The sequence below is a fragment of the Streptomyces qaidamensis genome, from assembly GCF_001611795.1.
Taxonomy (GTDB): domain Bacteria; phylum Actinomycetota; class Actinomycetes; order Streptomycetales; family Streptomycetaceae; genus Streptomyces; species Streptomyces qaidamensis.
In genome coordinates this window covers 731463-755644 of sequence record NZ_CP015098.1, presented here as the reverse complement: position 1 = coordinate 755644, position 24182 = coordinate 731463, and the positions used below count along the sequence as shown (strand labels likewise).

The following is a 24182-nucleotide window of genomic DNA, read 5'->3' as shown; positions in this document are numbered from 1 at the left end:
GGCGACCGGAGGTGAACGCTGATGGAGCGGAGCGGCGAGGGCGGCCGGCGGATGCTCACCGACCTGCTGGCCGCCAGCCATCTCATGCCGATCGAGTCGCTTCCCGCCAAGGCGACCGAGTGCGCCCGCGCGGCCTCGTTCCACCAGGTGCTGATCTACGTGGCAGATCTGCAGCGCACCACCCTGCGCCTGATCCCCGGGGCCGAGGCGGCGGTCCAGGGGCACGAGCCGGAGCTGCACGTCGAGGGGACTGTCGCGGGACGGGCCTACCAGTACAGCGACGTCCTGCCGGCCGCACCACCGGGCGGCGGCGTCTTCGAGTGGTGGGTGCCGCTGCTGGACGGAACGGAGCGCATCGGGCTGCTGCGGGTGAGCAGCGAACACAACGACGCCGGGGCCCGCGCCGACATGGAGGCACTGGCGGCACTCATCTCACTGATCATCGTCAGCAAGCGGGGCACCAGCGACGCGCTGGCCAGGCTGGTGCGCGCCCGGCCGATGAGCGTGGCGGCGGAGATGCAGTGGAACCTCCTGCCACCGCGCACGTACGCCGACGGAAGGGTGGCGATCTCCGCGTCCCTGGAACCGGCCTACGACATCAGTGGTGACGTCTTCGAATACGCCGTCGACGGGCCCCTGGTCCATCTGACGATCCTCGACGCCATGGGGCACGACACGGCCGCAGGCCTGTCCGGAGCGCTCGCCCTGGGCGCCTGCCGCAATGCCCGCCGCCAGGGCGCCGGTCTCGTCGACAAGGCCGACGCGGTCGAAGCCGCCCTCCTCGAACAGTACGATCGCCGGCGCTACGTCACCGGAGTCCTGGCCACGCTCGACACGCGCACCGGCGTCCTGCAGTGGGTCAACCGCGGCCACCATCCGCCGATCGTCATCCGCGGCAACCGCTGGACCAGCCATCTCGCCTGCCCGCCGGCCCACCCGATGGGCACCGATCTCGGTCTGCGCAGCATCGTGTGCGAGGAGCATCTCCAGCCCGGCGACCGGATCGTCCTCTACACCGACGGCATCACCGAGGCGCGGCGTTCCGGGGGCCGCGAGTTCGGCCTGGCGCGCTTCACCGACTTCCTCATCCGCCACCACGCCGACGGCCTGCCCGTCGCCGAGACGCTGCGCCGCCTCATCCAGGCCGTGCTCGAGTACCACGACGGCCGACTCCAGGACGATGCCACCGTGTTGCTGTGCGAGTGGATCGGCCCGCACCTGGAGCCGGCCGGCATCGCGGCCGGCCTGACCGGCCTGGCGTCGAACGGCCTCCGCCACGCCGATGGACCGGAGGGGGACCCCCGGCGGTGAGCAGCTGGCCGGGACGCGCTGCATCGAGGCGCAGCAGAAGGCGGTCAACTGGCTGCTTCCCGGAGTGTGGCCGGAAACCGACCTGGCGGAAACAGTGGGGGAGGCGAACGTGTCTCGCAGGCCCTGGCGGGGCGCTCCGGCGAGGCACTCAGTCGGACACCCGCTGCCGCATCATCGCGATGAACGGCATCGAGGTCGAGGCGATCATGTTCAGCCACCAGCGCGCCCGCAACACCGTCGATCCCGAGGTGAAGCACCGGGGGCGGCGGCGCCGACTGGACCGAGGCCTACGCCGTGGTCCGGGAGATCGCGGCGGCCGACGGCGCCCCACCGGGCAGGCTCCGCCGGGCGAAGGGGTGCACGACCTCCTCCTCTGCGGTCTCGTGCACCGCCAGCAGCCGCACCAGGCGGCGGAAGGCCTCACGGCGTTCCTCCCTCCGCCGTCTCCCGGGCCACGCGCAGCCAGTGCGCACGGCCGGGCCCGGCCTGCTCGGGCTCCGTGGCCGGGCCGGACGGCGCCGGGGCAACGCCCATCGCAGGGATCTCCTCAAGTCCGGGTGCGCAGTGGGGCGTTGAGCCTCACCGACGGGAAGGATGTGTGGGCCATGCGCATCATCCTGCGCAGGGGGCGCAAGGTGCCGCCCCTGCTTTCCTGGTAACTCGGTAGGAAACGCAGGGAAGAGAGCCGCGCGCCGGCCGGGCCGACTCCCGGCCATCCCCGCGGGCCGGGGCCGCGCGCCGGATGCGGTCACGAACTGACCGCATCCCGTGCGACGGTGAGCGAGCACGCCGCCCGGACGCCTGGACCACGGGCCGGCACACGACGCAGAGGCCGAGGTGCACCGATGACCGTTCTCGACGCCCGGGCGCTCAACCGCGCCACCCTCGCCCGGCAGTTGCTGCTCGACCGCGCCGACCTGCCGGTCCTCGACGCCGTCTCGCACCTGTGCGGCCTCCAGGCGCAGGAACCGCAGGAGCCGTTCCCCGGCCTCTGGTCCCGGCTGCGGACGTTCGACCCGGCGGAGCTGTCGGACCTGCTGACCGGGCGGCGTGTCGTGCGCACCCACCTCATGCGCCGCACCGTCCATCTCGTCACCGCCGACGACGTCCTGGCCTGGCGCGCCCGCCACGACGGCATGCTGCGCCAGCGGGTCCTCGGGGTCTACCGGCACGAGCTCGACGGGGTGGATCCCGGCGAACTCGCCAGGGCGGGCCGGAACGTCATGGCGGACGGCGAACCCCGCTCCATGCCCGAACTCGCGCGTGCCGTCGTCGACCGCTGGCCCGCGGCCGGCCCCCGACCCCTGGGCGAGATGCTGGTCGCAGCTCTCCTCCCCACGGTCCAACTGCCGCCGCGCGGGCTGTGGCGGACGAAAGCCGGGGTGCGCTATGCGCTGATCTCCTCCTGGCTGGGACGCGAGGTCGACCCGCCCGCGACGGACGGCTCCGACCCGGTCGGCCAGGCACTGGTACGGCGCTACCTTACGGCCTTCGGCCCCGCCGCCTCGGCCGACCTGCGCGCCTGGTGCGGCCTCGCCGGACTGCCCGCCGCGGTCTCCGCCCTGCGCGGGGAACTGGTCGTCTTCCGCGACGAACGCGGCCGGGAGCTGCTCGACCTCCCCGACGCGCCCCGCCCCGACCCCGACACGCCGGCGCCCGTGCGGTTCCTGCCGGCGTTCGACAACGCGATCCTCGGCTACCACGACCGCAGCCGCATCATCGACGACGCGCACCGCCACCTGTCCGTCGCCGGCGAGCGCGTCGTACTGGTCGACGGCAGGGTCGCCGCGACCTGGACCGTCGAGGCGGACACGGTGCTGGTCCACCCGCTGCGCCGTTTCTCCCGGACCGACCGCACCACCGTCGCCGAGGAGGGCCACGCGATGGCCTCCTTCCTCTCCGGCGGCGCGAGCGACCGGGTACGGATCGCGGCGTCTGCCGCATGAACCACGTCCTCACCCCCTCGCGACGGGCCGCCCGGTACTGATCGGCGAGCGTCAGCGCCAGTCAGGCGCACACTGGAAGGGTGCTGCCGGTGCTCACGAGGGGGTGTCGGCCCATGAAAGCGTCGGAGCGGGTGACCGTGCGATGGTGGCGGTGGCGGCGCAACGCGCTCAAACGGCGCGTCGACGTCGTCGAAGCCTGGGTCGTGCTCGCCGGCTGGGTGCTCGCCCTGCTGGGCGGGCTGGTCGCCGGGATGATGGCGGCGGGCGCGGTCGAGCGGGCCGCCGAACGGCAGCGCGCCGAGAGCCGCCAGGTCACGGCGGTGGTCGTCGAGGACGCGCCCGGCCCGTCTCCGGCCCGCACCGCGAGCGACCACCGTGTGTGGGGGAAGGTGCGGTGGACCGCGCCCGACGGCTCCACGCACCGGGAGGAGGTCCGGGTGGCGCCCAGGGCCCCCGCCGGGAGCACCATCTCCGTGTGGGTGAACCGGAGCGGTGACATCACGAGCCGGCCGGTGTCCAGCGGCGAGGTGTGGCTCCACACCGCGATGGGCGGCGCACTCGCAGGGGTCTTCGCGGGCGGAGCGGTCCTGGGAGCCGCCTGGCTGACCCGGCTGGCCCTCGACCGGCGGCGCCTGGCCCAATGGGACGCGGAGTGGAAGCGGATCGACTCGCGCAGGGGCTGGAAGACGGGATGAACGCGGCGGTCCCGGCTGTCCCGCTGGGCGTTTCGCTTGCTCCGGGCGGGTCGTTGTGGGCGCCCTCACCGGCTGTCCCGGCCGCTCGCTCAGGTGCGGCCGACCGTGTCCTGGTCGTCGAGTGCCTCGTGCGCGCCCGGTGGAACCGGTGCGCTGCGCCGGCGGGACCGTCCGCTCAAGCGCGTGGCCAGCGGTTCCGTCCAGCGGGCGGTCAGCGGGCCGAGCAGGACCAGGATGAGGACGTACGCCGTTGCCAGGGGGCCGAGGGAGGGCTCGATGCCGGACGTGACGGCCAGCCCGGCGATGACGATGGAGAACTCGCCGCGGGCGACGAGCGTGCCGCCGGCGCGCCAGCGGCCCCTGGGGCCGATGCCCGCGCGGCGCGCGGCCCAGTAGCCCGTGGCGATCTTCGTCGCGGTGGTGACGGCGGCCAGGGCGAGGGCGGGCAGCAGCACCGGCGGAATGCTGGCCGGGTCGGTGTGCAGGCCGAAGAAGACGAAGAACACCGCGGCGAACAGGTCCCGCAGCGGCGCGAGCAGACTCGTCGCGCCCTCGGCGACCTCACCCGACAGCGCGATGCCCACCAGGAAGGCGCCCACCGCCGCCGACACCTGCAACTGCTGGGCGATCCCGGCGACCACGAGCGTCACACCGAGGACGACCAGCAGGAGCTTCTCGGGGTCGTCGCTGGAGACGAAGCGCGAGACGAGGCGGCCGAAGCGCACCGCGAGGACCAGCACCAGGGCCAGCACACCCACGGCGATGGCCAGGGTGACACCGCCCGCGGCCAGGCCCACCCCGGCCAGCAGGGCCGTGACGATGGGCAGGTACACCGCCATGGAGAGGTCCTCCAGGACCAGGATGCTCAAAATGGCCGGGGTCTCGCGGTTGCCCAGCCGCCCCAGGTCTCCCAGGATCTTGGCGATGACGCCGGAGGAGGAGACCCAGGTGACACCGGCCAGAACGACGGCGGCGACCGGGCCCCAGCCGAGCAGCAAGGCCAGGACCGCGCCCGGCAGGGCGTTGAGGACGGCGTCGAGGAGCCCGGCCGGGTAGTGGGTCCTGAGGTGGGAGACGAGGTCGGTGGCCGTGTACTCCAGGCCCAGCATGAGCAGCAGCAGGATGACGCCGATCTCGGCTCCGACGGCGACGAAGTCCTCGCTGGCGCCCAGCGGCAGCAGCCCGCCTTCCCCGAAGGCGAGCCCGGCCAGCAGGTAGAGGGGGATCGGCGAGAAGCGGAAGCGCCCGGCGAGGCGGCCGAGCAGTCCGAGCCCGAGGATGAGACACCCGAACTCGATCAGGAAGACCGCGGAGGAGTGCATGGCGGATCACTCCCGCCCGAGTATCGTGGCGGCCGCCTCCACGCCCTCGCGGGTCCCGATGACGATGAGGACGTCGCCACCGGCCAGCCGGAAGTGCGGGGTGGGGGAGGGGATCGCCTCCGCCCGGCGCAGCACCGCCACCACGGACGCCCCGGTCTCGGCACGGATCCGGGACTCGCCCAGCAGCCGCCCGTTCCAGCGCGAGGAGCCGGGCAGTTCGATCCGCTCGGCTACGAGCCCCAGGTCGGTGGTGGACAGCAGGTTCGGCGTGTGGTGCTCGGGCATCAGGGCGTCGATGAGCGTGGCCGCCTCCTCCGACGTCAGGCGCACCGAGAGGTCGCACGCGTCCGGGTCGTCTCTGCGATAGGCGCTGACCGTCCGGTGCCCGTCGCGGTGCGCGACCACCGAGAGGCGCCGGCCGTTGTCCCGTGTCGTCAGGTCGTAGCGGACCCCTATGCCCGGCAATGGGGTGCTGCTGAGGCGTGGCGCGCTCATCTCCGTCCCCCTTCGGTCGGTGCCTGCGCGTTCCTGCCTGTGGGGGGCCGCGCCCGGACGAGCGCCCAGATCCGGCCTGTGTGGCTCATCCTAGGCGGCGGGGCGCGGCCGTACCCCCCTTGCGTGGGCTATCGGGACGGCTGCGGGAAGGGGGATGCGGGCGGGACGGGCGTGGCTGTGGGCAGCCGGGCGGTCGCCCCCTCGACCTGCCCCACCGTGCTCTCGCCGGGCCGGGGCCCCGTGCCCGCGCCGGTGGACAGCTGGGACCAGGCCCCCAGGGCCAGGGCGACGGCGGCCGCGGTGGCGACGACCCGTCCCACGCGCCGGACCTTGGCGCGGCGGTCCAGGTCCTGCCACGCCACGCGCACCCACAACTCCTCCGGCTGCCACAGGTCGCCGACGGCGTGCGGGGGCTGCAGCCGCCGCCCCGCCGCCCGTTCCTCGGCGGAGGGCTCCCGGGGAGCGGAGACGCGTATGGCGGACTCGCTGTCCGTGAGGAATTTCAGCCACACGTCGTCGGGGGCCGGGGGGACGCCGGGCGGCTCGTGGGGAGTTCCCCGTCCGTCATGCTCATCGGTGGTCACGTCCCGTCATCCCCTCTCCGACCGTCGGCCCGCTCACTGGGCAGCGCAAGATCAGTATGCCGCCCCGGCCCCGGAGCCGCCGCCCCGACCGGCCCCGCACAGCGCGTCCGAGACCGAGTTGGAACGTGAACGTGCCGTACGGCGGGAGCGCCCGGCCGCGCTCCCGCCCATGGGTCAGACCGTGGCCGGCAGGACGTGGTCCCCGACCTTGTCGGTGCTCAGGCACAGCGAGCAGACGACCGCATCGTGCGTCAGGCATGCGGTGACGTCCGGCCGCTCGAACTGCTGCCGGCACACATGGCACTCGTAGGCGACGGCGCTGGGGTTGCCGTCCTCGTCCCAGAGGGGCTCGGCGATGCCGTCGTCGCTGCGGCGCAGGTAGTACCTGCCCTTGGTGACCACGGCCATCAGCGGCGTGAGGACGAAGGCGATGACGGCCGCGGCGACGGGGGAGTACGGCTGGAGCGTGTCGCCGAGGGCGTGGAAGTACATCGCGATGGACAGCCCCGAGGCGGCGACGAAGGAGACGACCCCGACCGGGTTGACGGCGTAGAGCATGCCGCGGCGGAACTCGGGAGCGTGCGGGGACAGCTTCAGCACGTACTTGTTGATGCCGATGTCGGTGGCCACGGTGACGACCCAGGCGATCGCGCAGTTCGAGTAGAAGCCCAGGATGCCGTTGAGGAAGCTGAACATGTCCGCCTCCATCAGCGCGAGCGCGAAGCCCAGGTTGACCAGGACGAAGACCATCCGGCCCGGGTAGCGCTTCGTGACCCGGGTGAAGGAGTTGGTCCAGGCGAGGGAGCCGGAGTACGCGTTCGTGACATTGATCTTGATCTGGCTGATCACGACCAGGGCCACGGCCAGCGGGAGGACGATCCAGGACGGCATCATCGCGTCGAAAGCGTGCTTGAACTGCTGGATCGGCTCGGGCGCGGCGGAGGCACCGACCTCGGCGATGATGTACACCGCGAGGAACACGCCGATGGCCTGCTTCAGCGCGCCCAGCACCACCCAGCCCGGACCGGCCATCACCACCGCTGTCCACCAACTGCGCTTGTTGGCCTCGGTCTTGGGCGGCATGAAGCGCAGGTAGTCGATCTGCTCGCCGATCTGCGCGATCAGCGACAGGCACACGCCCGCGCCGAGCAGCACGGAGGCGGTGTTGACGCCGCCCTCCCCGTCGGTGCCCGCGTAGGCGAGGAAGCGGTCGACGGTGCCCGGGTCGGTGGCGACCAGGTAGACCAGCGGGCCGACCATCAGCAGCAGCCAGACCGGGGTGGTCCACACCTGGAGCTTGCTCAGCGCCGTCATGCCGTAGATCACCAGGGGGATCACCATCAGGGTGGAGACCAGATAGCCCAGCCACAGCGGCAGTCCGAGGCCCAGCTTCAGGCCCTGGGCCATGATCGAGCCTTCGAGGGCGAAGAAGATGAAGGTGAAGCTGGCGAAGATGACGCTGGTGAGGACCGAGCCGAAGTAGCCGAAGCCGGAGCCGCGGGTGATGAGGTCCAGGTCGATGTTGTAGCGGGCCCCGTAGTAGGCGAGCGGAAAGCCGGTCACGAAGATGACGACGGCGGCGACGGCGATCGCGAGCAGCGCGTTGCCGGTGCCGTGGGCCAGGCCGATGCCGGCCCCGATGGAGAAGTCGGCCATGTAGGCGATGCCGCCGAGCGCGGTCGTCGCCACCACCATCGGGGTCCAGCGCCGGTAACTGCGCGGCGCGAAGCGGAGGGTGTAGTCCTCCAGGGTCTCCTTGACAGCCTGGTCCGTACCCTGCGCTGCCTCCTGCGCGGGTTCCGGCTCGGCGACTTCTGCCAGTCGTGGCTCGGCACTCATGCCACGCCTCCTTGTTGCGGGTCGGGGACGACAAGGCAGGCACGGTAGACAGCGGTCGTTACCCCTAAATACTTCCTGCGTGAAGGGAATGTTTCGGAGACATCTCATGCGTCGACGGCGGCTACGGCACTCCGAGCTCGAAGAGCACGTACCCCGCGTACGACCCGGAGGCCAGCGCGGCCGTGCCGAGGACCGTGGCCAGGGACGGCCATCCGAGCCGGCTCATCGCGAGGGCGAGCGGCACGAACAGCGGGAAGAGGGGCAGCAGATAGCGCGAGACGTTGCCGAAGATCTGCTGGGTTGTCATCACCATGAGGTACGACAGCACCGTGTAGACGACGAGGACGGCCGGCGGGCGCAGACGCAGCAGCAGCACCGTCAGCACCGGCACCGCCAGCACGACGCAGACGCCGATGACGTCCTCGAACGCCCTGGCGAAGAGATAGTCGAAGTGTCCGACGGGGAGGGACGTCAGCACCTTGAACGTGTGGGCTCCCCCGTCGAACTTGTGGGCCCACGCGCCGTCCTGGAGCTTGGAGTAGCCGTTGATGTCGCCCATGCGGTAGTTGACCCAGGCCAGATAGCCGAACAGCCCCAGCGGTGCGATCGCCACGGCTGCCAGCGGACGCACGACACCGTCCGCGCGCCGGCGCAGGGACAGCAGCGCGGCGACGGCGAGGGCGGCGACCAGCGCCGCGGCGGTGGGCCGGCAGAGCCCCGCCGCGCAGGTCAGCAAGCCGGCGGTGAGCCAGCGCCGGGACATGACGGCGTGACAGGCCCACGCGGCCAGGGCCGTGTAGAGGGACTCCGAGTAGCCCGACCACTCCGTGCCCGAGCCGGGCCACACCGCCCACAGACCGGCCGCGACCAGACCGGCCCGGTGACCGCCCAGCCGCTTGGCGACGGTGTAGACGCCGAGGGCCGCGACGAACGAGGCGATGACGGAGACCGTCATCCCGGCGCCGTACAGACCCAGTCCGGTGCACTCCGAGACCAGTCGCATCAGGGTCGGGTACAGCGGGAAGAACGCCGCCGAGTTGCCCTCCAGCGTGATCAGGCCCTTCGCACCCGGGACCGGCTCCAGTGCGGGGTCGTACCCGTGCTCCGCGATCTGCTGGTACCACCAGCCGTCCCAGCTCGCCAGGACGTCCCAGGCGTGTTCGCCGCCGCCGAAGCGCGGGTTCTTCTTCCGGAAGTCGCCCGCGGAGTCCAGCAGGTACATGAAGACGGCGAAGCCGGCCAGCTTCAGCACGCCGTACGTCAGCAGCACGGGCCCGTAGCGGACGGTGGCGGCGCGCAACCTCGGCCACAACTGCCGCCTTCGGAAGGGAACTTCGGGGCCGACGTCGGTGGAGGGAGGGCGGCGCAGCTGGATGGTGCTCACGGCGAGACGGATCCTGTCGTACGGCGGGCCGGGAACACCCAGGCCCGGAAGAGGAGGAAACGCAGCAGCGTCGCGGCCAGGTTGGCGGCGATCAGCGTCGCCAGCTCGACCCGGTGGCCGGCCCCGGGCGCGGTGTGGTGGAGGGCGGCCAGCGAACCGCTGGTCAGGGTCAGCCCGACCGCGAAGGCGGCCAGGCCCTTGAGCTGGTGGCGGAGCGCGCCGTCGCGGCCCCGCACCCCGAACGTGAGCCGCCGGTTGGCCGCCGTGTTGGCGATCGCGCTGGCGAGCAGGGCGAGCGCGTTGGCGGCCTGCGCTCCCGTCGCCGGTCTGAGCAGGGCGTACAGCAGCAGGTAGCACAGGGTGCTGGCGGCGCCGACCGCGGCGAAGCGCACGACCTGCCGGGCCAGGCCCGCGGGCAGCTCCCCGTCGAGGTCGCCGCCGCTGCGGCGCAGCGCGGTCAGCGGCAGCCGGCCACCGGACAGGGCCCGGCCGAGTCTGGCCATGCCCCGCAGATCGGCCAGTGCCGTGGACAGGATGCGGACCCGGCTGTCGGGGTCGTCCACCCAGTCCACCGGCACCTCGTGGATGCGCAGCCCAGCGCGCTCGGCGATCACCAGCAGCTCGGTGTCGAAGAACCACTCGCGGTCCTCCACCAGCGGCAGCAGCCGCTCGGCGACGTCCCGCCGCACCGCCTTGAACCCGCACTGCGCGTCGGAGAACCCCACGGCGAGCGTGGAGCGCAGCAGCCCGTTGTAGCAGCGGGAGATGATCTCCCGTTTCGGTCCGCGCACCACCTGCGAGCCCCGGGCCAGCCGGGTGCCGATGGCGATGTCCGAGTGGCCCGAGATCAGCGGCGCGACCAGCGGCAGCAGTGCGGCGAGGTCGGTGGACAGATCCACGTCCAGATACGCGAGCACCGGGGCGCGGGAGCGTGACCACGCGGTGTGCAGCGCCCGGCCCCGCCCCTTCTCGGCGAGCCGGATCCAGTCCGTGCCGGGCAGCTCCGCGGACAGCCGCGCGGCGATCCGCGGGGTGGCATCGGTGCTGGCGTTGTCGGCGATGGTGATGCGGAAGGTGTAGGGGAAGGTCTCGCCGAGGTGCGCGTGCAGCCGCCGGACGCAGGGCTCCAGGTCGTTCTCCTCGTTGTACACGGGGACGACCACGTCGAGGACGGGCTCCGGGTGGTGCGCGGGCAGGGGCATCCGCCGGGGCAACGCGGACGACTCGGGGAGCGGGCGGTCGATCAGGGCCGACCGCCGTACGGTTCGCATGGCTGTTTCACGGTCCTCTTCTGGCGCGGGGCAGGCCTGGGCGCCGGTTCCGGGCATGGCGAAGGCGCCCGTGGCGGGTGGTGCGGTGAAGGAGGCTCGGGGCGAAGGCGCCCTGACGGGGAGAGCCGCTCAGGCGGCTACTCGGGGTAGACCGACGCGGAGGGTTCCTCGGAGTCCAGGGGGGAGGGAGGGGCCGTCGGTGTGGGGGAGGGTGGCGGCGTGGCGGGCCGCGTCGTGCCGGGCCGGCTCTCGGAGGCCGTGGCCGTCGGCGTGGGGTCCTGGGACGGCTCGCTCGTCGGCCCGGACGGTGTGATGCCGCCGGTCATGGTCGCGGACAGGGCCGTTTCGGGCTGCTCGGTCGGCGTCGCGCTCGGAGCCGTTGGCGCGGTCGTCGGCGAGCTGTCCGGCGAGGTCGTCGGGCTCGTCGTCGGCTGCGGCCGGTGATCGGCGGGCTGGGCGCGGGTGAGCATGCTGGGCAGCAGGGCCAGCCCGACACTGAGCCCCGCCACCGCCACGGCGGAGCCGCCAGCCTTCCACAGCAACCGCGACCGGCGGCGGGACCGGATGCCCGCGTGCAGCCGCTGCCGGTGCTCGGGCTCGTAGGGGGTGTGCTGCTGGGTGTCGCGCATCAGCCGCGACAGGTCCCGCTCGAAGTCGTCCATCGGTTCTCCTTTCACCCCACGGGCCTGACGGCGTCGGACAGGATCTGGCGGAGCCGCGCGACTCCGCGAGACGCATGGGACCGGGCGGTGCCCACCGGGCAGCCCAAGGCATGGGCGACCTGGGACTCGGGCAGGTCCTCGTAGTAGCGCAGCACCACCGCGGCCCGCTGCTTCGGCGACAGCAGGGCCAGCGCCGCCTCCAGCCGCGAACGCTCCGCGACGGCGGACGACATGTCGCCCGGGTCCGCCCGGTCCGGCAGTTGCTCCACCGGGCGCTCCCCCCACCAGCGCCGCCGCGCCGAGCGGGCCGCCAGCCGCACCAGCACGGTGCGGACATATGCCTCCGGAGCCTGCTCGGCGACCTTCGGCCAGGCGAACCACAACTTGACCAAGGCCTCCTGCACCAGATCCTCGGCACGCTGCCGGTCACCCCCCGTGAGCAGACGCGCGACATGGAGCAGCGCCGACCAACGGGCGGCCGCGAACTCGTCGAAGCCGTCCGCCCGAACCTGCTCCATCCTCACCGTCCTGCGTCTCAGTGGCCCCCTACACCTCTCAAAAGACGCTGGACCCCGCCCCGCGCTGCACCCTCGATCTGTGATCCACCTCACTTAGCCCGGGACAGGGCATGGAAGAGGGCCCGTGCACAGGCACGGGCCCTCTTCCGTACGGCGGCCTCTTACGTGCGGTCACCCTTCGGCTGGGCCGGCTGGTCCGGCGTGCCGTGCGGCGGCGGACTGTGCGGCTGAGGCGAGGTCGCCGGCGACACGGGAGAGCCTCCCCGGCCGCCCGGCCCCGCTTCGGGGCGCAGGGCGTTGGGGTCGCCGGACGTCGGTTCGGCGCCCCCCTGCAACTGGTCCGGCCGGGAGCCCAGCAGCTGGGGCACCGGCAGCCGGTCGGCGTGCGACCGCTCGTACGCGAGCAGCCGCTCGACCTCGTCCGCGGACAGCGAACGCACACGGCTCTCCAAGCCACCGATCGGCAGGTGGTCGTAGTCGGGCAGTGGCAGGGTGTTGCGGGCGGGATCGGCCAATGGTTCTCACATCCCTGAGTACGACGTGCTGTGCGAACCGGTGGCGGTTCAGCGGGCTCCCGGGCCGCCGCTGCCGAAGCCACCGCTGCTGCCCTCGTTCCAGCGCGGGCGCGTCTGCGAGGCGCTGCTCCGGTCGCTCTGGTTGCCGTGCGTCTGCAGCTCGTGCGGCGTCAGACGCTCCTCACTTCTCGGCATCTCGTCGGGCTCGCGGCGCTCCAGCGTCTCGCGGACCGGGCCGCCGTCGGGGAGCCTGGGCTGCTCGTCGGGCCTCGGCGGGCGCCGGCGCTTGTGCCGCAGGCCCAGGATGAAGGCGCCCAGCAGCAGGGCCACGACCACCAGTCCGGTCACGACGAACCCGAAGCCGGGGGCGGCACCGCCCGCGGCCATCTCCATCCATGCGCTATTCATGGCACGCGGGTACCCCTGGTCCGCACCATGAACCCGGCCCCTCTCGACCGGTGCAGGGGGCCGATTCGTGAACGGTTCTCCCCCGGAACACCGGTTTGGCCGGTGCCGACCGGGGCTACCCGCGCGGTGTGACTTCGACGACATCCCAGCAGGAGCTGTTCCGGTTCCTGGAGGACCGTTTCGCCTGTGCGCAGGCGTGCACCGAGTGCGCGCGGGCGTGCGCGCTGCGCGCAAGCCTCGTGGATCCCGACGGCACCGAGAACCAGGAACTCGTACGACGCAAGGGCATCATGTGCGCGGAGGTCTGCGACGCGACCTGCCGTGTGCTGTCCGAGCAGAACCAGGTGGACGAGGGCACCATCCGGGTCCAGGTGGAGTGGTGCCGGACCGTGTGCCTGGAGGCCGCCCACGTCTTCGACCGGCAACCAGGAGCGGAGGACTCGGCGGCGGCATGCCGCGCTTGTGCGCGGGCGTGCACGGACTTCCTCGCCACACTGAACTGACCGACACCATTCCCTCTGACCGACGCCATTCCCTATTTCTGGAACACGTTCTACGGTGTGCGCCGACAGGACCGGCCTTGGGAGCCTGGAGGCGCCGTGCACCTCGAATACACGCCCGAGCAGCAGCGGCTGCGCACCGAACTGCGGTCCTACTTCGCGGAACTGGTCCCGGACCACCTGTACGCCCGGCACGGCGACCCGGCCGCACAGAAGCGGTTCTACCGCGCGACCATCCGGCGGCTCGGCACGGACGGCTGGCTCGGTGTGGGCTGGCCGAAGGAGTACGGCGGGCGCGGCCTGACGGCCATGGAGCAGTTCATCTTCTTCGACGAGGCCGCCCAGGCCGGCGTCCCGCTGCCGCTCATGGCACTGAACACCGTCGGCCCGACGATCATGCGGTACGGCACCGACGAGCAGAAGGCGTACTTCCTGCCGAAGATCCTCTCCGGCGAGATCGACTTCGCCATCGGCTACAGCGAGCCGGGCGCGGGAACCGACCTCGCGTCCCTGCGCACCAGGGCGGTACGGGACGGCGACGAGTACGTCGTCAACGGCCAGAAGATCTGGACGACCAACGGCGACACGGCCGACTGGGTCTGGCTGGCCGTGCGCACCGACCCCGACGCCCCGCCGCACAAGGGCATCACCATGCTCCTGGTGCCGACCACCGACCCCGGCTACTCCTGCACCCTGATCAACACCCTCGCCTCGCACGACACCACCGCCAGCTACTACGAGAACGTCCGCGTCCCCGTCTCCCGCCGGGTCGGCGCCGAGAACCAGGGCTGGCGGCTGATCACCAACCAGCTCAACCACGAACGCGTGACCCTGGCCGCTCACGGAACCATGGCGATCAGGGCCCTGCACGACGTGCAGCGCTGGGCGATGGAGACCAAGCTCGCCGACGGCCGCCGCGTCGCCGACCTGCCCTGGGTACGCCGCCTCCTGGCCCGCACCCACACCCGGCTGGACGCGCTGAAACTGCTCAACCGGCAGATGGTGGGCGCGGTCCAGGACGGCACCCTCACCCCGCAGGACGCCTCCGCCGTCAAGGTCTACGGCTCCGAGGCCCGACGCGACGCCTACGCCTGGCTGATGGAGATCGTCGCAGCCCCCGGCGCCCTGAAGGAGGGCTCGGCCGGCGCGGTCCTGCACGGCGAACTGGAACGCGGCTACCGCTCGGCGGTCATCTTCACCTTCGGCGGCGGCAACAACGAGATCCAGCGGGAGATCATCTCGTGGATCGGGCTGGGGATGCCGAGGGTCCGGCGCTGACGGGCTGTGACGAGGATTTTCAGTTGGCACAAAGAGGGGTAGTTGGCACCAAGATCACGAGCCGTTCAGAGGTGTTGGCGCATCACCTCGATGCATGTGGCTCGGGCCGCGTTCGATCGGTCCCGGGGATACGGGATTCCGAGGTTCATGCCGCTGTCGGTGGTGATCGGTGGTTGCTGCCAGGCGAGGCTCATCTGCGCGTCGGCTTCCGCTCGCGCCGTGGCCACGAGGGTGGCGTACGGGCCCGCGACGGTTGTGGCCTCGATCTGGAGCCATGCCTGGTGGAAGGCCATTCGCGCCAGCAGACTACTGACCTCGTCGGTGAGCTGCTGTCGTATGGCGGACGAGGACTCGGGGCGGCGTCGTATGCGGTACGGCATCTCCAGGTACTCCTCGACCGCCGTCAGGGCCTCGCGCTCGGCGGGGAGCTGCGGATCGGTAAGCGGCCGGAGGGAGGCGGTACCCGGGTGGTGTGGCGGGTTCCGGTGCGGTCGCCGCAAGGATGACCGTCGGCTTGCCGGTGACTCAGGCTCAGTGCGCCGGGCGCCCGCTCGCCTCGGAGCGCTCCAGGTGTGACGCGAGGACAGCGGCCTGGACACGTCGCTGTACGCCGAGCTTGGCCAGGAGCCGGGAGATGTGGTTTTTGACGGTCCTCTCGGAGAGGTAGAGCTTCTTGCCGATCTCGCGGTTGGTGAGCCCGTCGCCGATCAGGGCGAGGATCTCCCGCTCCCGTGGCGAAAGGCTCGCCAGTTCGGGTGAGACGGCCGGTTCCTCGCAGGGGTCGGCGCGCAGCGAGCGCATCAGCCGGCCCGTGGTCTCCGGGTCGAGCATGGACTGTCCCGTGGCGACCGTGCGCACCGCCGAGACCAGGTCGGAGCCCCTGATCTGCTTGAGCACATAACCGGCGGCCCCAGCCATGATCGCGTCGAGCAGCGCCTCCTCGTCGTCGAACGAGGTCAGCATCAGACAGGCCAGCTCGGGCATGCGGCTGCGGAGCTCGCGGCAGACGGTGATGCCGTCGCCGTCCGGCAGGCGCACGTCGAGAACGGCCACGTCGGGGCGGAGCGCAGAGCCCCGGGCGAGCGCATGCTCGTCGTTCTCGGCGTCCCCGACCACCGAGATGTCGGATTCGGCATTCAGGAGGTCAGTCAGACCGCGGCGCACGACCTCGTGGTCGTCGAGCAGGAAGACCCGGATCGGGTGCTCCTCGGTGAAGGTGCGCGGCTCGGTCATCTCGACCCCTCGTTCCCCGGAACGCCGGTAGGGCGGACTGCGGACTGCCCCTGACAACGATCGTTACGCGCCGGGGCCGGATGCACCAGGGCCGATCGGCCCCAGTTGTGCCGGGTGGGGCCGGTCGGTCCCTACAGGGGACCTGTGGCCCCTCGACGACGACCGCTCGCGCAGGCACGCTCGAACCATCAGCCGTTACTCAGGAGGTGGAGACCATGACGCGCACGATCATCGTCGGCCTCGACGGCTCGCCGGAGAGCCGGGCCGCCGCCGAGTGGGCTGCCCGTGAGGCGAAACTGCGCGGCCTGCCGGTCAAGATCCTCCACGTGTGGGAGCCGGTGCCGGAGCCCGTGGCACAGGCCCCGCTGCTCGGCGCCGAGACCCGTCAGCACTGGAGCGAGAAGATTCCCCGCGATTCTGCCGAGGGTCTGCGGCTGCGCCACCCCGGTGTCGAGGTGACCGCCGAGCATCTGGCCGGTCGCCCGAGCGAGATGCTGTGCGAGGCCGCGAAGGGAGCCGAGTTGCTCGTCCTCGGCTCGCGTGGCCTGAGTGGGATCGGCGGGTTCCTGGTCGGCTCGGTCGGCTTGGCCGTCGTCGCGCACGCCGAGTGCCCCGTCGTCCTGGTCCGGGCCGGTGAGCAGGCGGCGGACGAGCACGAGATGGACCCGACGGGCATACCGTCGGCCGCGACGCGGTACCGGCCGGTCGTGCTCGGCCTCGACATCGACAACCTAGATGCCTCGGTGATCGAGTTCGCCTTCGACGAGGCTGCTCGGCGCGATACCGGCTTGCGGGCCGTGCACGGGTGGAGCCTGCCCCCGTACTACATGGACGGCCCGACCACCGACCTGGAACGGTACGACCAGATCGCCCACTGGCACGCCTCCGCACTCGCCGAGGCACTGAGCTTGTGGCGGCAGAAGTACCCGTCCGTCGAGGTAGCCGAGGAGTCCCCATCAGGCAGCCCGGCGGGCCGCCTGATCGACGCCTCCCACAGGGCCTCGCTGGTCGTCGTCGGCCGACGGATACGCCGCCACCCGTTCGGGGTGCACATCGGTCCGGTCACGCATGCCGTCCTGCACCACGCCACAGCGCCCGTCGCCGTCGTCGCCCACGACTGAGACACAACCCAAGAGGCGGTGGTCCGGCCGACCAGCCGCGCGGCGTACCAGGGACTTACCGTCGGCGCCGTAGGGCCGATCGGTCCCCGGCTGCCCCGGACGGCCCATAGGGCCGCTTCAGGACGCGCTGGATGCTCGAAGCGTCGGCAGCCGCCGAGCGGCTCGGAGGAGACCACCATGACGAACGATCTGCTCGACCGCCCCCCGGTCCACGCGCTGCTCGCGGACGGCACCACCGTGTGCATACGCCCCGTGCGGCCGGGCGATCACGAGCGGCTGCGAAGCTTCTACGAGGAGATGTCCCCGGAGAACCTGCGGCTGCGGTTCTTCGCGGCGAGCCGCCGTTCCGCCGCGATGGCCGCCGACCGGGCCTGCGCGCCGGCGCGCCCGGGCTACCGGGCCCTGCTCACCGAGACGCAGGGCCGGGTGATCGGGCTCGCCGAGTACGACAGTGGCGGCGAGGAGGATACGGCCGATATCTCCGTCGCGGTCGCGGACGGCGTGCACCACCGTGGGGTGGGCACCCTTCTCGTCGAGCACCTGGTTTCCGCCGCCCGCGCGAACGGCATCACCGCGTTCACGGCCGACGCGTTGGGTGAGAACCATGAAGTGCTCCGGCTCTTCGCCGACCTCGGTCTGCGCACGGCCCGGCACTTCGACGGCCCCGAGGTGCGCTGCACCATTCAGCTGGACCAAGACGATGCCTACCTGTCGGCCGTGGAGGAGCGGGGCCGGGCCGCCGACGTGGCCAGTCTGCAGCCGCTCTTCCGGCCGGACGCGGTCGCCGTCGTCGGCGCCGGGCGCAGGCCCGGGTCAGTGGGCCGGGCGATCCTTCACCACCTGAAGGCCGACGGCTTCACCCGGCGCCTGTTCGCAGTGAACCCCGCCGCCACCGCGATCCTCGGCGTGCCCTCCCGCCCGTCGGTCAGCGCCCTGCCAAAGACCCCCGATCTCGCGGTTCTCGCCGTGCCCGCCGCTGCGGTGCCGGCTACCGCCGAGGAGTGCGGCAAGGCGGGCGTACGGGCTCTCCTGGTCGTCACCGCCGGCCTCGACGCCGACCAGGCACGGGCGCTCATGGCCGCCTGCCGCACGTACGGCATGCGGCTCGTCGGCCCGAACTGTCTGGGCATCTCCAACACGGATCCGCACGTCAGTCTCGACGCGACCTTCGCCGCCGACCATCCGCGCCTCGGTACGGCGGGGGTCGCCGTGCAGTCGGGCGGCGTCGGCATCGCGCTCCTCGACGGACTGTCCCGCCTCGGCATCGGCGTGTCGACCTTCGCCTCCCTCGGCGACAAGTACGACGTCAGCGGCAACGACATGCTTCAGTGGTGGGAAAGCGACGGCCGCACCGACCTCGCCCTGCTGCACCTGGAGTCGTTCGGCAACCCGCGCGCGTTCTCGCGTACGGCCCGGCGCGTGACCCGCCGCATGCCGGTCCTCACGGTGGACGCCGGCCGCACGGAGGCGGGCCGGCGGGCTGCCGCGTCGCACACCGCGGCTGCCGCCACCCGCACCATGACCCGGCAGGCGCTGTTCACGCAGGCCGGAATCACCGCCACCCGCTCGGTCGGCGAACTCCTGGAAGCCGCCGCCTTGCTGCACTCCCAGCCGCTCCCGGCGGGCGACGGCGTTGCCGTCGTCACCAACGCGGGCGGCATCGGCGTGCTTGCCGCCGACGCCTGCGCGGAGGCGGGGCTCGCGCTGTCGTCGTTCGGCAACGAGCTGATCCATGACCTGAAAGCCGTGCTGCCTGACGGAGCCGCGATCGGAAATCCGGTGGACGCCACGGCCGCGGTGACCGAGGAGCAGCTCAGCGCGTGTGTCGAGCGGCTGATGACGTACGTCGGCATCGACGCGGTCCTCGTGGCCCTGGTGCCCACGGCGGTCGCCGAGGCGACCGGCGACGACCTGACGCGGGCGGCGACCCGCGTCCCGGGCCGCCGGGACCGGCCGGTCGCCGTCGTACGCCTGGAGCAGGGCGTTCCGGTGACACTGCTGCCTGCTGCCGACGGCGGCACGATTCCCTCGTACGCCGAGCCGCAGGCCGTGGCCCGGGCGCTGGCCCACGCGGCGCGCCGCGCTGCCTGGCTCAGCCGGCCCGTCGGCACGGTCCCGGAACTGGAAGACATCGGCACAGGGCGAGCTCACGAGATCGCCGAGGAGTATCTCGCCGTGTGGCCGGATGGCGGCTGGCTCGATCCACGCGCCTGCGCTGAACTCCTCGACTGTTATGGCATCCCCCAGATTCCGTGGGCCTGGGCGGAGACAGAGGATGAGGCGGTCCTCGCGGCCCGGCGGCTGCGGGGCCCGGACGGCCGGGTGGTGCTGAAGGCGTACTGGCCGGGACTGGTGCACAAGACCGAGGAGCGTGCCGTCCATCTCGACCTCGAAGGAGACGCCCAAGTGCGGGCGGGCTTCCGGGATTTCGGGACACGTTTCGGCGACCGGCTGAGCGGGGTGGTCGTCCAGCCGCTCGCCGAGCGCGGCACCGAGCTGTTCGCCGGCGTCGTCAAGGACGAGGTCTTCGGGCCGCTCGTCCTCTTCGGGCTCGGCGGCACGGCCACAGACGTACTTGCTGACCACGCCGCCCGGCTCGCGCCGCTCACCGACCATGACGTGCACGACCTGATCACGTCTCCGCGCTGTGCACCGCTGCTGTTCGGCTCGCGTGGCGGCCGGCCCCTGGACCTCCCGGGGCTGGAACAGTTGCTCCTGCGCCTGTCGCGGATGGCGAGCGACCTTCCGCAGCTCGCGGAGGCCGACTTCAACCCGGTCCTCGCGACTCCCGGCGCGGTCACCGTGCTCGACGCCCGACTGCGCCTGCTGCCGCGCCGGGCCCAGGATCCCTATCTGCGCCGACTCCGCTGAGTCAGCCGCGTCGGCCGAGCCAGCCGAGGAGGACACACCATGAAACACAACAAGGTCGGCTCCGTCATGACCACGGACGTGGTCCGGGCCGCCTGCGGAACCCCGTTCACAGAGGTGGCCCGGCTGCTCGCCGACCACCGGATCAGTGGACTGCCCGTGGTGGACGAGGACGACCGAGTCATCGGCGTCATCTCCGAAACCGACCTGATGGCCCACCAGGCCGCGCCCCCCGCCCCGTGCGAGCCCAGCCGCCGCTTCCGATTCGCTGTGCTGAATCCCGGCGTGCGGCGCCGGGCCGCGAAGGCGACGGCGCGCACGGCCGGCCAGCTGATGAGCACGCCACCGTTCACCGTGCACGCCGACGACACCATCATCGAGGCCGCGCGGACCATGGCCCGGCGGCACGTGGAGCGGTTGCCGGTGCTCGACGAAGAGGACCGGCTGGTCGGCATCGTCACCCGGCGCGACCTGCTCCAGGTCTTTCTGCGGCCCGACGCGGAGATCCGCGACGAGGTGATCGACGAGGTACTGGTACGTGCGCTGTGGCTGGCACCGAGCAGTATCGACGTCTCCGTCACCGAAGGCGTGGTCACGCTCGCAGGCCAACTGGAACGCAGGAGTGAGACGGCCATCGCCGCATCCATGACCCGGCAGATCGACGGCGTGGTCGCCGTCGCCGACAGGCTCACCTGGCGCCTGGACGACACGCGTCTGCGGTCGGACGAACAGGCGCTGCACGGCGTGACCGACGACGTTCTGCGAAAACTGTGAGAGGAGGCGGACCATCATGCCGACGAACGTGCTGGTCGCCTACGGAACGACGAACGGATCCACCGCGGAGATCGCCGAGACCATCGCCGAAGTCCTGCGCGAGGACGGGCTGACGGTCGACGCCCTCCCGGGCCGGTCCGTGCCGAGCGCAGCGCCGTACGACGCCGTCGTGGTCGGCGGCGGGCTGTACGCCGGTCGCTGGCACAAGGACGCCCGCCGCTTCGTCCGGCGCCACGGCAAGGTCCTGGCCGAACGCCCGCTGTGGTTCTTCAGCAGCGGTCCGCTCGACCCCTCGGCATCGGAGCGGGACATCCCGCCCGTGCCGGGAGTGAAGAAGGCCAGGGTCCGGCTCGACGCCAGGGAACATGTCACCTTCGGCGGCTGCCTTCGGGAGGGCGCGCAGGGATGGGTCGCCCGGATGATCGTCCGTAACGGAAAGGGCGGGGACTTCCGGGACTTCGACCAGATCAAGGCATGGGCGGCGCGGATCGGCCAGGAGCTGACGAGTTGACGGAAAAGGCTGGCCGGGGACGTGTGGACGAAGGCGAGTCCTGCCCAGGCCACGGCCTCGGTCTCAGCCTGGCGGTCAGCGGAGCCCTGGGACCGGTCGGGCCGCCGTAACTGCGTCAGCTTCGGTGGCCGGCGTATCGGCCACGTCATCGGGCAGGGACCGGAGCAATTCGAAGACGCCCGCCAGACCGGCGTGCCGGAGGATCAGCCGGATGAGGGTGCTGTCGGTGGCCAGACGTAGACGGCCGTGCCGTGCCATGACCCGGTTCCGCGCCCGGCACAGGACCCCCAGCCCGGTGCAGTCCATGAACGACACCTGACTCAGGTCCAGTACCAGGTCGGGGCACGGACCGGCGGTCAGTACGTCGAGGCGCGCCGCCAGACCCGGTGCCGTGAGCAGGTCGATCTCGCCACGCACTGTCACGACGGTGGTCCCGCCGACCGTGCGCTCCGTGGGATGCGGAGTGCGCTGCACGGTGACGGCGGTGCCCAGGTCGTCGGGGATGCGCTCGCGGCGGCGGTAGAGGCGGGCGCGTTCGCCGTTCCAGGAGCGGAAGACGGCTAGGATCGCGCGGCGCAGCTGCTCGGTCGGGACTGGGGGAAGTAGTCCCCCGTTTCGTCGTGGATGAGCATGAGTGCGCCGCGACTCGCACAAGGGGTTCGCAGCGATCCGCTCTTCCGGTTGCTCCCTCGTGTGCCCAGGAGCTGCCGGTCCCCGGCAGGAACGGCGGTTGAGCAGTTGCGTCCCCCGAGCGGCTCATGCCCGGCATGCGGTTTTGCGACCGCCCGCGAACGGCCCGCTTGCCGGTCACGGACGGGCCCGACCGTTGAACCGAACGTCCCCGGCAGGGACCGAACAGCCCCTCGCCACCGGCTGTTCCGGGTGTGACGGCGAGGGTGAACCTGGAGACTGCCCGACAGTGAGGCGGTGGGAACGATGAGGCTGGAACTGCCCCTGGTCGTGGGCGTGGACGGATCGGACGGTTGCCTGGTGGCGCTCGACTGGGCGGTGGATGAGGCCGCCCGGCACGGACTCTCGCTGCGGCTGGTGTACGCCTCCCTCTGGGAGCGTTACGAGGGCATCACCCCGGCGGTCAGTGCCGAACGCCCGTCGGAGCAGGTGATGGCCGACCACATCGTCGCCTCAGCGGCGAAGCGGGCCCGGCGGCGCAACCCCGACGTGAAGGTGTCCGCCGTCGTCCTCCCGGCCGAAGCGGCGGACGCGCTTCTGCGGGAGAGCAACAGCGCCTCCGCCCTGGTCACCGGTTCGCGGGGCCGTGGCGAGCTGAAGGGACTGCTGCTCGGTTCCGTCGGGCTGGCCGTCGCAGCCCGTGCGCACTGTCCGGTGATCGTGGTGCGGGGCGACAAGGCCGGCCTGGCCGGTACCCACGAGCGGATCCTCCTCGGGGCCGGGGATCCCGCATCCGGCGGAGAAGCGGCGCGGTTCGCCCTTCGTGAGGCCGAGGTGCGAGGGTGCACCCTCGACGTGGTCCGGGCCTGGCGCAAACCCGTGCACGAGACCACCGACACGGGCGGGCTCGCCGAGGCACCCGCCCGGTACCACGAGGAGCGGGCCCGCGCCCAGCTGGACGAGCTGATCCGTGACCCGGTCGCCGGCCACCCGGACGTGCGGTTGCGCCGCACGACGGTCGAGGGGCCCGCCCGCAAGGTACTGGTGGACCGCTCGGCCGCGGCCGACCTCGTGATCGTCGGAGCGCGGCGACGGCAGGACCCCTTCGGGCTCCAGCTCGGCCGGGTGGTACACACACTCCTGCACCACGCCCAGTGCCCTGTTGCGGTCGTGCCGCAGCACCTATGAGTACTGCGGCGTCGGCAGCCGCGCAGGCGTCACTCGAGGGTCATGGCCCATCAGCTTTCCCGCTTTCCGCCACGTACTACGGCGACGGGGCAGTGCGCGTGGTGCAGCAGTGCCTGGCTGACCGAGCCGAGCAGCAGTCCCGTGAAGCCGCCGCGGCCGCGGGCACCGGCCACGACCAGCTGTGACTCGCGGCTGGCCTCGATCAGGGCCGGGCGGACCCGGGAGCGGACCAAGCGCCGCTGTACGGTGACGCCGGGGTGGCGTTCCTGCCACGGAGACAGCGTGTCGTCCAGCAACCGCTGCTCCTCCTCGCGGAGCCGCTCGATGTCCACCACCACGTTCAGAGGATCACCAGGACCCTCGTAGGCCCGCTCGCTCCAGGTGTTCCACACGTGCAGGGCCACCAGGTCCACGCCGCGCAGAGACGCCTCGGCGAAGGCGAACTCGACGGCTTTCTCGCCCGCCGGTGAGCCGTCGACCGCCAGCAGCACCGGACCGTTCGGGTCCGGCCGGCCACGCACCACAAGCACCGGGCAGCGGCCGTGCGCGGCCAGGTGCACGGCGGTGGAGCCCAGCAGAATGCTGCCGAACGCGCCCAGCCCGCGGCTGCCGACCACGACGAGCGCCGCAGAACGCGACTCGATCTCCAGCACCATCAGTGGCTCACCGACGGTGACCTCTCGCGTTGTCTCCACTTGTGGCGCTGCTCTGCGGGCCCGCTGCTCGGCCTCGATCAGTGTGCCGTCCACCAGCTCACGCACCCCCGCCGCAGCCGCATTCCACGGGGGCCCGCCAGGCGGTACGTGCATCGACGGCCACCCGAAGGCGTGCACGAGCCGTAGGCCCACGCCGCGCAGACCGGCCTCGAGTGCCGCGACCTCCACCGCGTGCAGGCTCGATGGCGAGCCGTCCACTCCCACGACGACCGGATTCGCCACGACAGACTCTCCTTCTCACCTGGCGGCCGGTCCTGACCGCCGCAGGGGTCGGCAGGCACTGGTGCACCGTCGCCTTCCTTCCAGCCTTCACCAGCCTGCGACACCCCGCATCGTGCGGTGGAAACAGACGAGCCAACAGGCCACGCGCCCGCGCAGCCGTGGCGTGGCGGCACCCGACGGCAGGGGCGAGG

Annotated in this window: 24 protein-coding genes and 1 pseudogene; 10 read left to right on the top strand and 15 right to left on the bottom strand. The window is 72.0% G+C overall.

Annotated features, from left to right (window positions below; translation table 11 throughout):
* The first annotated feature begins 21 nt into the window (after nucleotides 1–21).
* Nucleotides 22–1311, top strand: a complete 1290-nt coding sequence (locus A4E84_RS03345; RefSeq protein ID WP_062925098.1) for a PP2C family protein-serine/threonine phosphatase — start codon at nucleotides 22–24, stop codon at nucleotides 1309–1311.
* Between the two features lie 326 nt (nucleotides 1312–1637).
* On the opposite strand, the pseudogene A4E84_RS41975 reads toward A4E84_RS03345, so the two are convergent.
* Nucleotides 1638–1745 (bottom strand): annotated as a pseudogene (locus tag A4E84_RS41975) (hemerythrin domain-containing protein); the annotation flags it as partial.
* 411 nt (nucleotides 1746–2156) lie between these two features.
* Here A4E84_RS41975 and A4E84_RS03340 point away from each other — a divergent pair.
* Together A4E84_RS03340 and A4E84_RS03335 are read left to right on the top strand one after the other, a co-directional pair.
* Complete coding sequence (locus A4E84_RS03340; protein WP_062925097.1) at nucleotides 2157–3257, top strand: winged helix DNA-binding domain-containing protein; 1101 nt, start codon at nucleotides 2157–2159, stop codon at nucleotides 3255–3257.
* Between the two features lie 113 nt (nucleotides 3258–3370).
* A complete protein-coding gene (locus tag A4E84_RS03335; RefSeq protein WP_062925096.1) occupies nucleotides 3371–3952 on the top strand; it encodes an Rv1733c family protein in 582 nt (193 codons plus the stop codon).
* 89 nt (nucleotides 3953–4041) lie between these two features.
* Here the strand turns inward: A4E84_RS03335 and A4E84_RS03330 are convergent, their stop codons facing one another.
* The 10 genes from A4E84_RS03330 to A4E84_RS03285 all read right to left on the bottom strand — a co-directional run bounded on the left by A4E84_RS03330 (nucleotide 4042) and on the right by A4E84_RS03285 (nucleotide 12950).
* Nucleotides 4042–5274, bottom strand: a complete 1233-nt coding sequence (locus tag A4E84_RS03330; protein WP_062925095.1) for a cation:proton antiporter — start codon at nucleotides 5272–5274, stop codon at nucleotides 4042–4044.
* A gap of 6 nt (nucleotides 5275–5280) precedes the next feature.
* Nucleotides 5281–5769 carry a cation:proton antiporter regulatory subunit gene (locus A4E84_RS03325; protein ID WP_062925094.1) on the bottom strand — a complete coding sequence of 163 codons (489 nt, stop codon included), beginning with the start codon at nucleotides 5767–5769 and terminating at the stop codon, nucleotides 5281–5283.
* A gap of 128 nt (nucleotides 5770–5897) precedes the next feature.
* Nucleotides 5898–6353 (bottom strand): hypothetical protein, encoded by a 456-nt coding sequence (locus A4E84_RS03320; RefSeq protein ID WP_062925093.1) that lies wholly within the window; start codon nucleotides 6351–6353, stop codon nucleotides 5898–5900.
* A 174-nt stretch (nucleotides 6354–6527) separates the two neighbouring features.
* Nucleotides 6528–8192: a purine-cytosine permease family protein gene (locus A4E84_RS03315; protein WP_062925092.1), complete on the bottom strand. Its 1665-nt coding sequence runs from the start codon at nucleotides 8190–8192 to the stop codon at nucleotides 6528–6530.
* A 121-nt stretch (nucleotides 8193–8313) separates the two neighbouring features.
* On the bottom strand, nucleotides 8314–9576 hold the full coding sequence (locus A4E84_RS03310; RefSeq protein ID WP_079128840.1) for a glycosyltransferase family 39 protein: 1263 nt from the start codon (nucleotides 9574–9576) through the stop codon (nucleotides 8314–8316).
* Entirely contained in the window at nucleotides 9573–10847 is a 1275-nt protein-coding gene (locus tag A4E84_RS03305) for a bifunctional glycosyltransferase family 2/GtrA family protein (protein ID WP_079128839.1), read from the bottom strand. Before A4E84_RS03305 ends, A4E84_RS03310 begins: the two co-directional genes overlap by 4 nt.
* Nucleotides 10848–10984: 137 nt before the next feature.
* Nucleotides 10985–11509: a hypothetical protein gene (locus A4E84_RS03300; protein ID WP_062925091.1), complete on the bottom strand. Its 525-nt coding sequence runs from the start codon at nucleotides 11507–11509 to the stop codon at nucleotides 10985–10987.
* Between the two features lie 11 nt (nucleotides 11510–11520).
* Nucleotides 11521–12027 (bottom strand): SigE family RNA polymerase sigma factor, encoded by a 507-nt coding sequence (locus A4E84_RS03295; RefSeq protein ID WP_062925090.1) that lies wholly within the window; start codon nucleotides 12025–12027, stop codon nucleotides 11521–11523.
* A gap of 161 nt (nucleotides 12028–12188) precedes the next feature.
* Entirely contained in the window at nucleotides 12189–12542 is a 354-nt protein-coding gene (locus A4E84_RS03290) for a DUF8129 domain-containing protein (RefSeq protein ID WP_062925089.1), read from the bottom strand.
* 48 nt (nucleotides 12543–12590) lie between these two features.
* Nucleotides 12591–12950 (bottom strand): DUF6479 family protein, encoded by a 360-nt coding sequence (locus tag A4E84_RS03285; protein ID WP_062925088.1) that lies wholly within the window; start codon nucleotides 12948–12950, stop codon nucleotides 12591–12593.
* Nucleotides 12951–13078: 128 nt separating this feature from the next.
* On the opposite strand from A4E84_RS03285, the gene A4E84_RS03280 reads away from it, so the two are divergent.
* Together A4E84_RS03280 and A4E84_RS03275 are read left to right on the top strand one after the other, a co-directional pair.
* Nucleotides 13079–13453, top strand: a complete 375-nt coding sequence (locus A4E84_RS03280; RefSeq protein ID WP_062931270.1) for a four-helix bundle copper-binding protein — start codon at nucleotides 13079–13081, stop codon at nucleotides 13451–13453.
* A 96-nt stretch (nucleotides 13454–13549) separates the two neighbouring features.
* On the top strand, nucleotides 13550–14728 hold the full coding sequence (locus tag A4E84_RS03275) for an acyl-CoA dehydrogenase family protein (RefSeq protein ID WP_062925087.1): 1179 nt from the start codon (nucleotides 13550–13552) through the stop codon (nucleotides 14726–14728).
* 65 nt (nucleotides 14729–14793) lie between these two features.
* On the opposite strand, the gene A4E84_RS03270 is transcribed toward A4E84_RS03275, so the two are convergent.
* Nucleotides 14794–15108, bottom strand: a complete 315-nt coding sequence (locus A4E84_RS03270) for a hypothetical protein (RefSeq protein ID WP_237304800.1) — start codon at nucleotides 15106–15108, stop codon at nucleotides 14794–14796.
* A 151-nt stretch (nucleotides 15109–15259) separates the two neighbouring features.
* Nucleotides 15260–15961, bottom strand: a complete 702-nt coding sequence (locus A4E84_RS03265; RefSeq protein WP_062925086.1) for a response regulator — start codon at nucleotides 15959–15961, stop codon at nucleotides 15260–15262.
* Nucleotides 15962–16176: 215 nt separating this feature from the next.
* Between A4E84_RS03265 and A4E84_RS03260 the strand changes: the two genes are divergently transcribed.
* The 4 genes from A4E84_RS03260 to A4E84_RS03245 all read left to right on the top strand — a co-directional run bounded on the left by A4E84_RS03260 (nucleotide 16177) and on the right by A4E84_RS03245 (nucleotide 21235).
* Complete coding sequence (locus tag A4E84_RS03260) at nucleotides 16177–17082, top strand: universal stress protein (RefSeq protein WP_062925085.1); 906 nt, start codon at nucleotides 16177–16179, stop codon at nucleotides 17080–17082.
* A gap of 177 nt (nucleotides 17083–17259) precedes the next feature.
* Complete coding sequence (locus A4E84_RS03255; protein WP_062925084.1) at nucleotides 17260–19953, top strand: bifunctional acetate--CoA ligase family protein/GNAT family N-acetyltransferase; 2694 nt, start codon at nucleotides 17260–17262, stop codon at nucleotides 19951–19953.
* 39 nt (nucleotides 19954–19992) lie between these two features.
* Entirely contained in the window at nucleotides 19993–20724 is a 732-nt protein-coding gene (locus A4E84_RS03250) for a CBS domain-containing protein (RefSeq protein WP_062925083.1), read from the top strand.
* A gap of 16 nt (nucleotides 20725–20740) precedes the next feature.
* Nucleotides 20741–21235, top strand: a complete 495-nt coding sequence (locus A4E84_RS03245) for a flavodoxin domain-containing protein (protein ID WP_062925082.1) — start codon at nucleotides 20741–20743, stop codon at nucleotides 21233–21235.
* Nucleotides 21236–21310: 75 nt separating this feature from the next.
* On the opposite strand, the gene A4E84_RS03240 is transcribed toward A4E84_RS03245, so the two are convergent.
* Nucleotides 21311–21889 (bottom strand): STAS domain-containing protein, encoded by a 579-nt coding sequence (locus A4E84_RS03240; protein WP_418082168.1) that lies wholly within the window; start codon nucleotides 21887–21889, stop codon nucleotides 21311–21313.
* A gap of 282 nt (nucleotides 21890–22171) precedes the next feature.
* Here A4E84_RS03240 and A4E84_RS03235 point away from each other — a divergent pair, with 282 nt between their 5' ends.
* On the top strand, nucleotides 22172–23053 hold the full coding sequence (locus A4E84_RS03235) for a universal stress protein (RefSeq protein WP_107308256.1): 882 nt from the start codon (nucleotides 22172–22174) through the stop codon (nucleotides 23051–23053).
* A gap of 50 nt (nucleotides 23054–23103) precedes the next feature.
* Here A4E84_RS03235 and A4E84_RS03230 read toward each other — a convergent pair whose 3' ends face one another.
* Nucleotides 23104–23991 carry a universal stress protein gene (locus A4E84_RS03230; RefSeq protein WP_062925079.1) on the bottom strand — a complete coding sequence of 296 codons (888 nt, stop codon included), beginning with the start codon at nucleotides 23989–23991 and terminating at the stop codon, nucleotides 23104–23106.
* Nucleotides 23992–24182 lie beyond the last annotated feature (191 nt).

Excerpts from the sequence above, each read along its gene's own strand:
- A4E84_RS03335 (WP_062925096.1), top strand. The coding sequence starts at position 3,371 with ATGAAAGCGTCGGAGCGGGTGACCGTGCGATGGTGGCGGTGGCGGCGC.
- A4E84_RS03295 (WP_062925090.1), bottom strand. The coding sequence starts at position 12,027 with ATGGAGCAGGTTCGGGCGGACGGCTTCGACGAGTTCGCGGCCGCCCGT.
- A4E84_RS03260 (WP_062925085.1), top strand. The coding sequence starts at position 16,177 with ATGACGCGCACGATCATCGTCGGCCTCGACGGCTCGCCGGAGAGCCGG.
- A4E84_RS03345 (WP_062925098.1), top strand. The coding sequence starts at position 22 with ATGGAGCGGAGCGGCGAGGGCGGCCGGCGGATGCTCACCGACCTGCTG.
- A4E84_RS03265 (WP_062925086.1), bottom strand. The coding sequence starts at position 15,961 with ATGACCGAGCCGCGCACCTTCACCGAGGAGCACCCGATCCGGGTCTTC.
- A4E84_RS03250 (WP_062925083.1), top strand. The coding sequence starts at position 19,993 with ATGAAACACAACAAGGTCGGCTCCGTCATGACCACGGACGTGGTCCGG.
- A4E84_RS03245 (WP_062925082.1), top strand. The coding sequence starts at position 20,741 with ATGCCGACGAACGTGCTGGTCGCCTACGGAACGACGAACGGATCCACC.
- A4E84_RS03235 (WP_107308256.1), top strand. The coding sequence starts at position 22,172 with ATGAGGCTGGAACTGCCCCTGGTCGTGGGCGTGGACGGATCGGACGGT.
- A4E84_RS03305 (WP_079128839.1), bottom strand. The coding sequence starts at position 10,847 with ATGCGAACCGTACGGCGGTCGGCCCTGATCGACCGCCCGCTCCCCGAG.
- A4E84_RS03270 (WP_237304800.1), bottom strand. The coding sequence starts at position 15,108 with ATGCCGTACCGCATACGACGCCGCCCCGAGTCCTCGTCCGCCATACGA.
- A4E84_RS03255 (WP_062925084.1), top strand. The coding sequence starts at position 17,260 with ATGACGAACGATCTGCTCGACCGCCCCCCGGTCCACGCGCTGCTCGCG.
- A4E84_RS03340 (WP_062925097.1), top strand. The coding sequence starts at position 2,157 with ATGACCGTTCTCGACGCCCGGGCGCTCAACCGCGCCACCCTCGCCCGG.
- A4E84_RS03325 (WP_062925094.1), bottom strand. The coding sequence starts at position 5,769 with ATGAGCGCGCCACGCCTCAGCAGCACCCCATTGCCGGGCATAGGGGTC.
- A4E84_RS03285 (WP_062925088.1), bottom strand. The coding sequence starts at position 12,950 with ATGAATAGCGCATGGATGGAGATGGCCGCGGGCGGTGCCGCCCCCGGC.
- A4E84_RS03315 (WP_062925092.1), bottom strand. The coding sequence starts at position 8,192 with ATGAGTGCCGAGCCACGACTGGCAGAAGTCGCCGAGCCGGAACCCGCG.
- A4E84_RS03330 (WP_062925095.1), bottom strand. The coding sequence starts at position 5,274 with ATGCACTCCTCCGCGGTCTTCCTGATCGAGTTCGGGTGTCTCATCCTC.
- A4E84_RS03300 (WP_062925091.1), bottom strand. The coding sequence starts at position 11,509 with ATGGACGACTTCGAGCGGGACCTGTCGCGGCTGATGCGCGACACCCAG.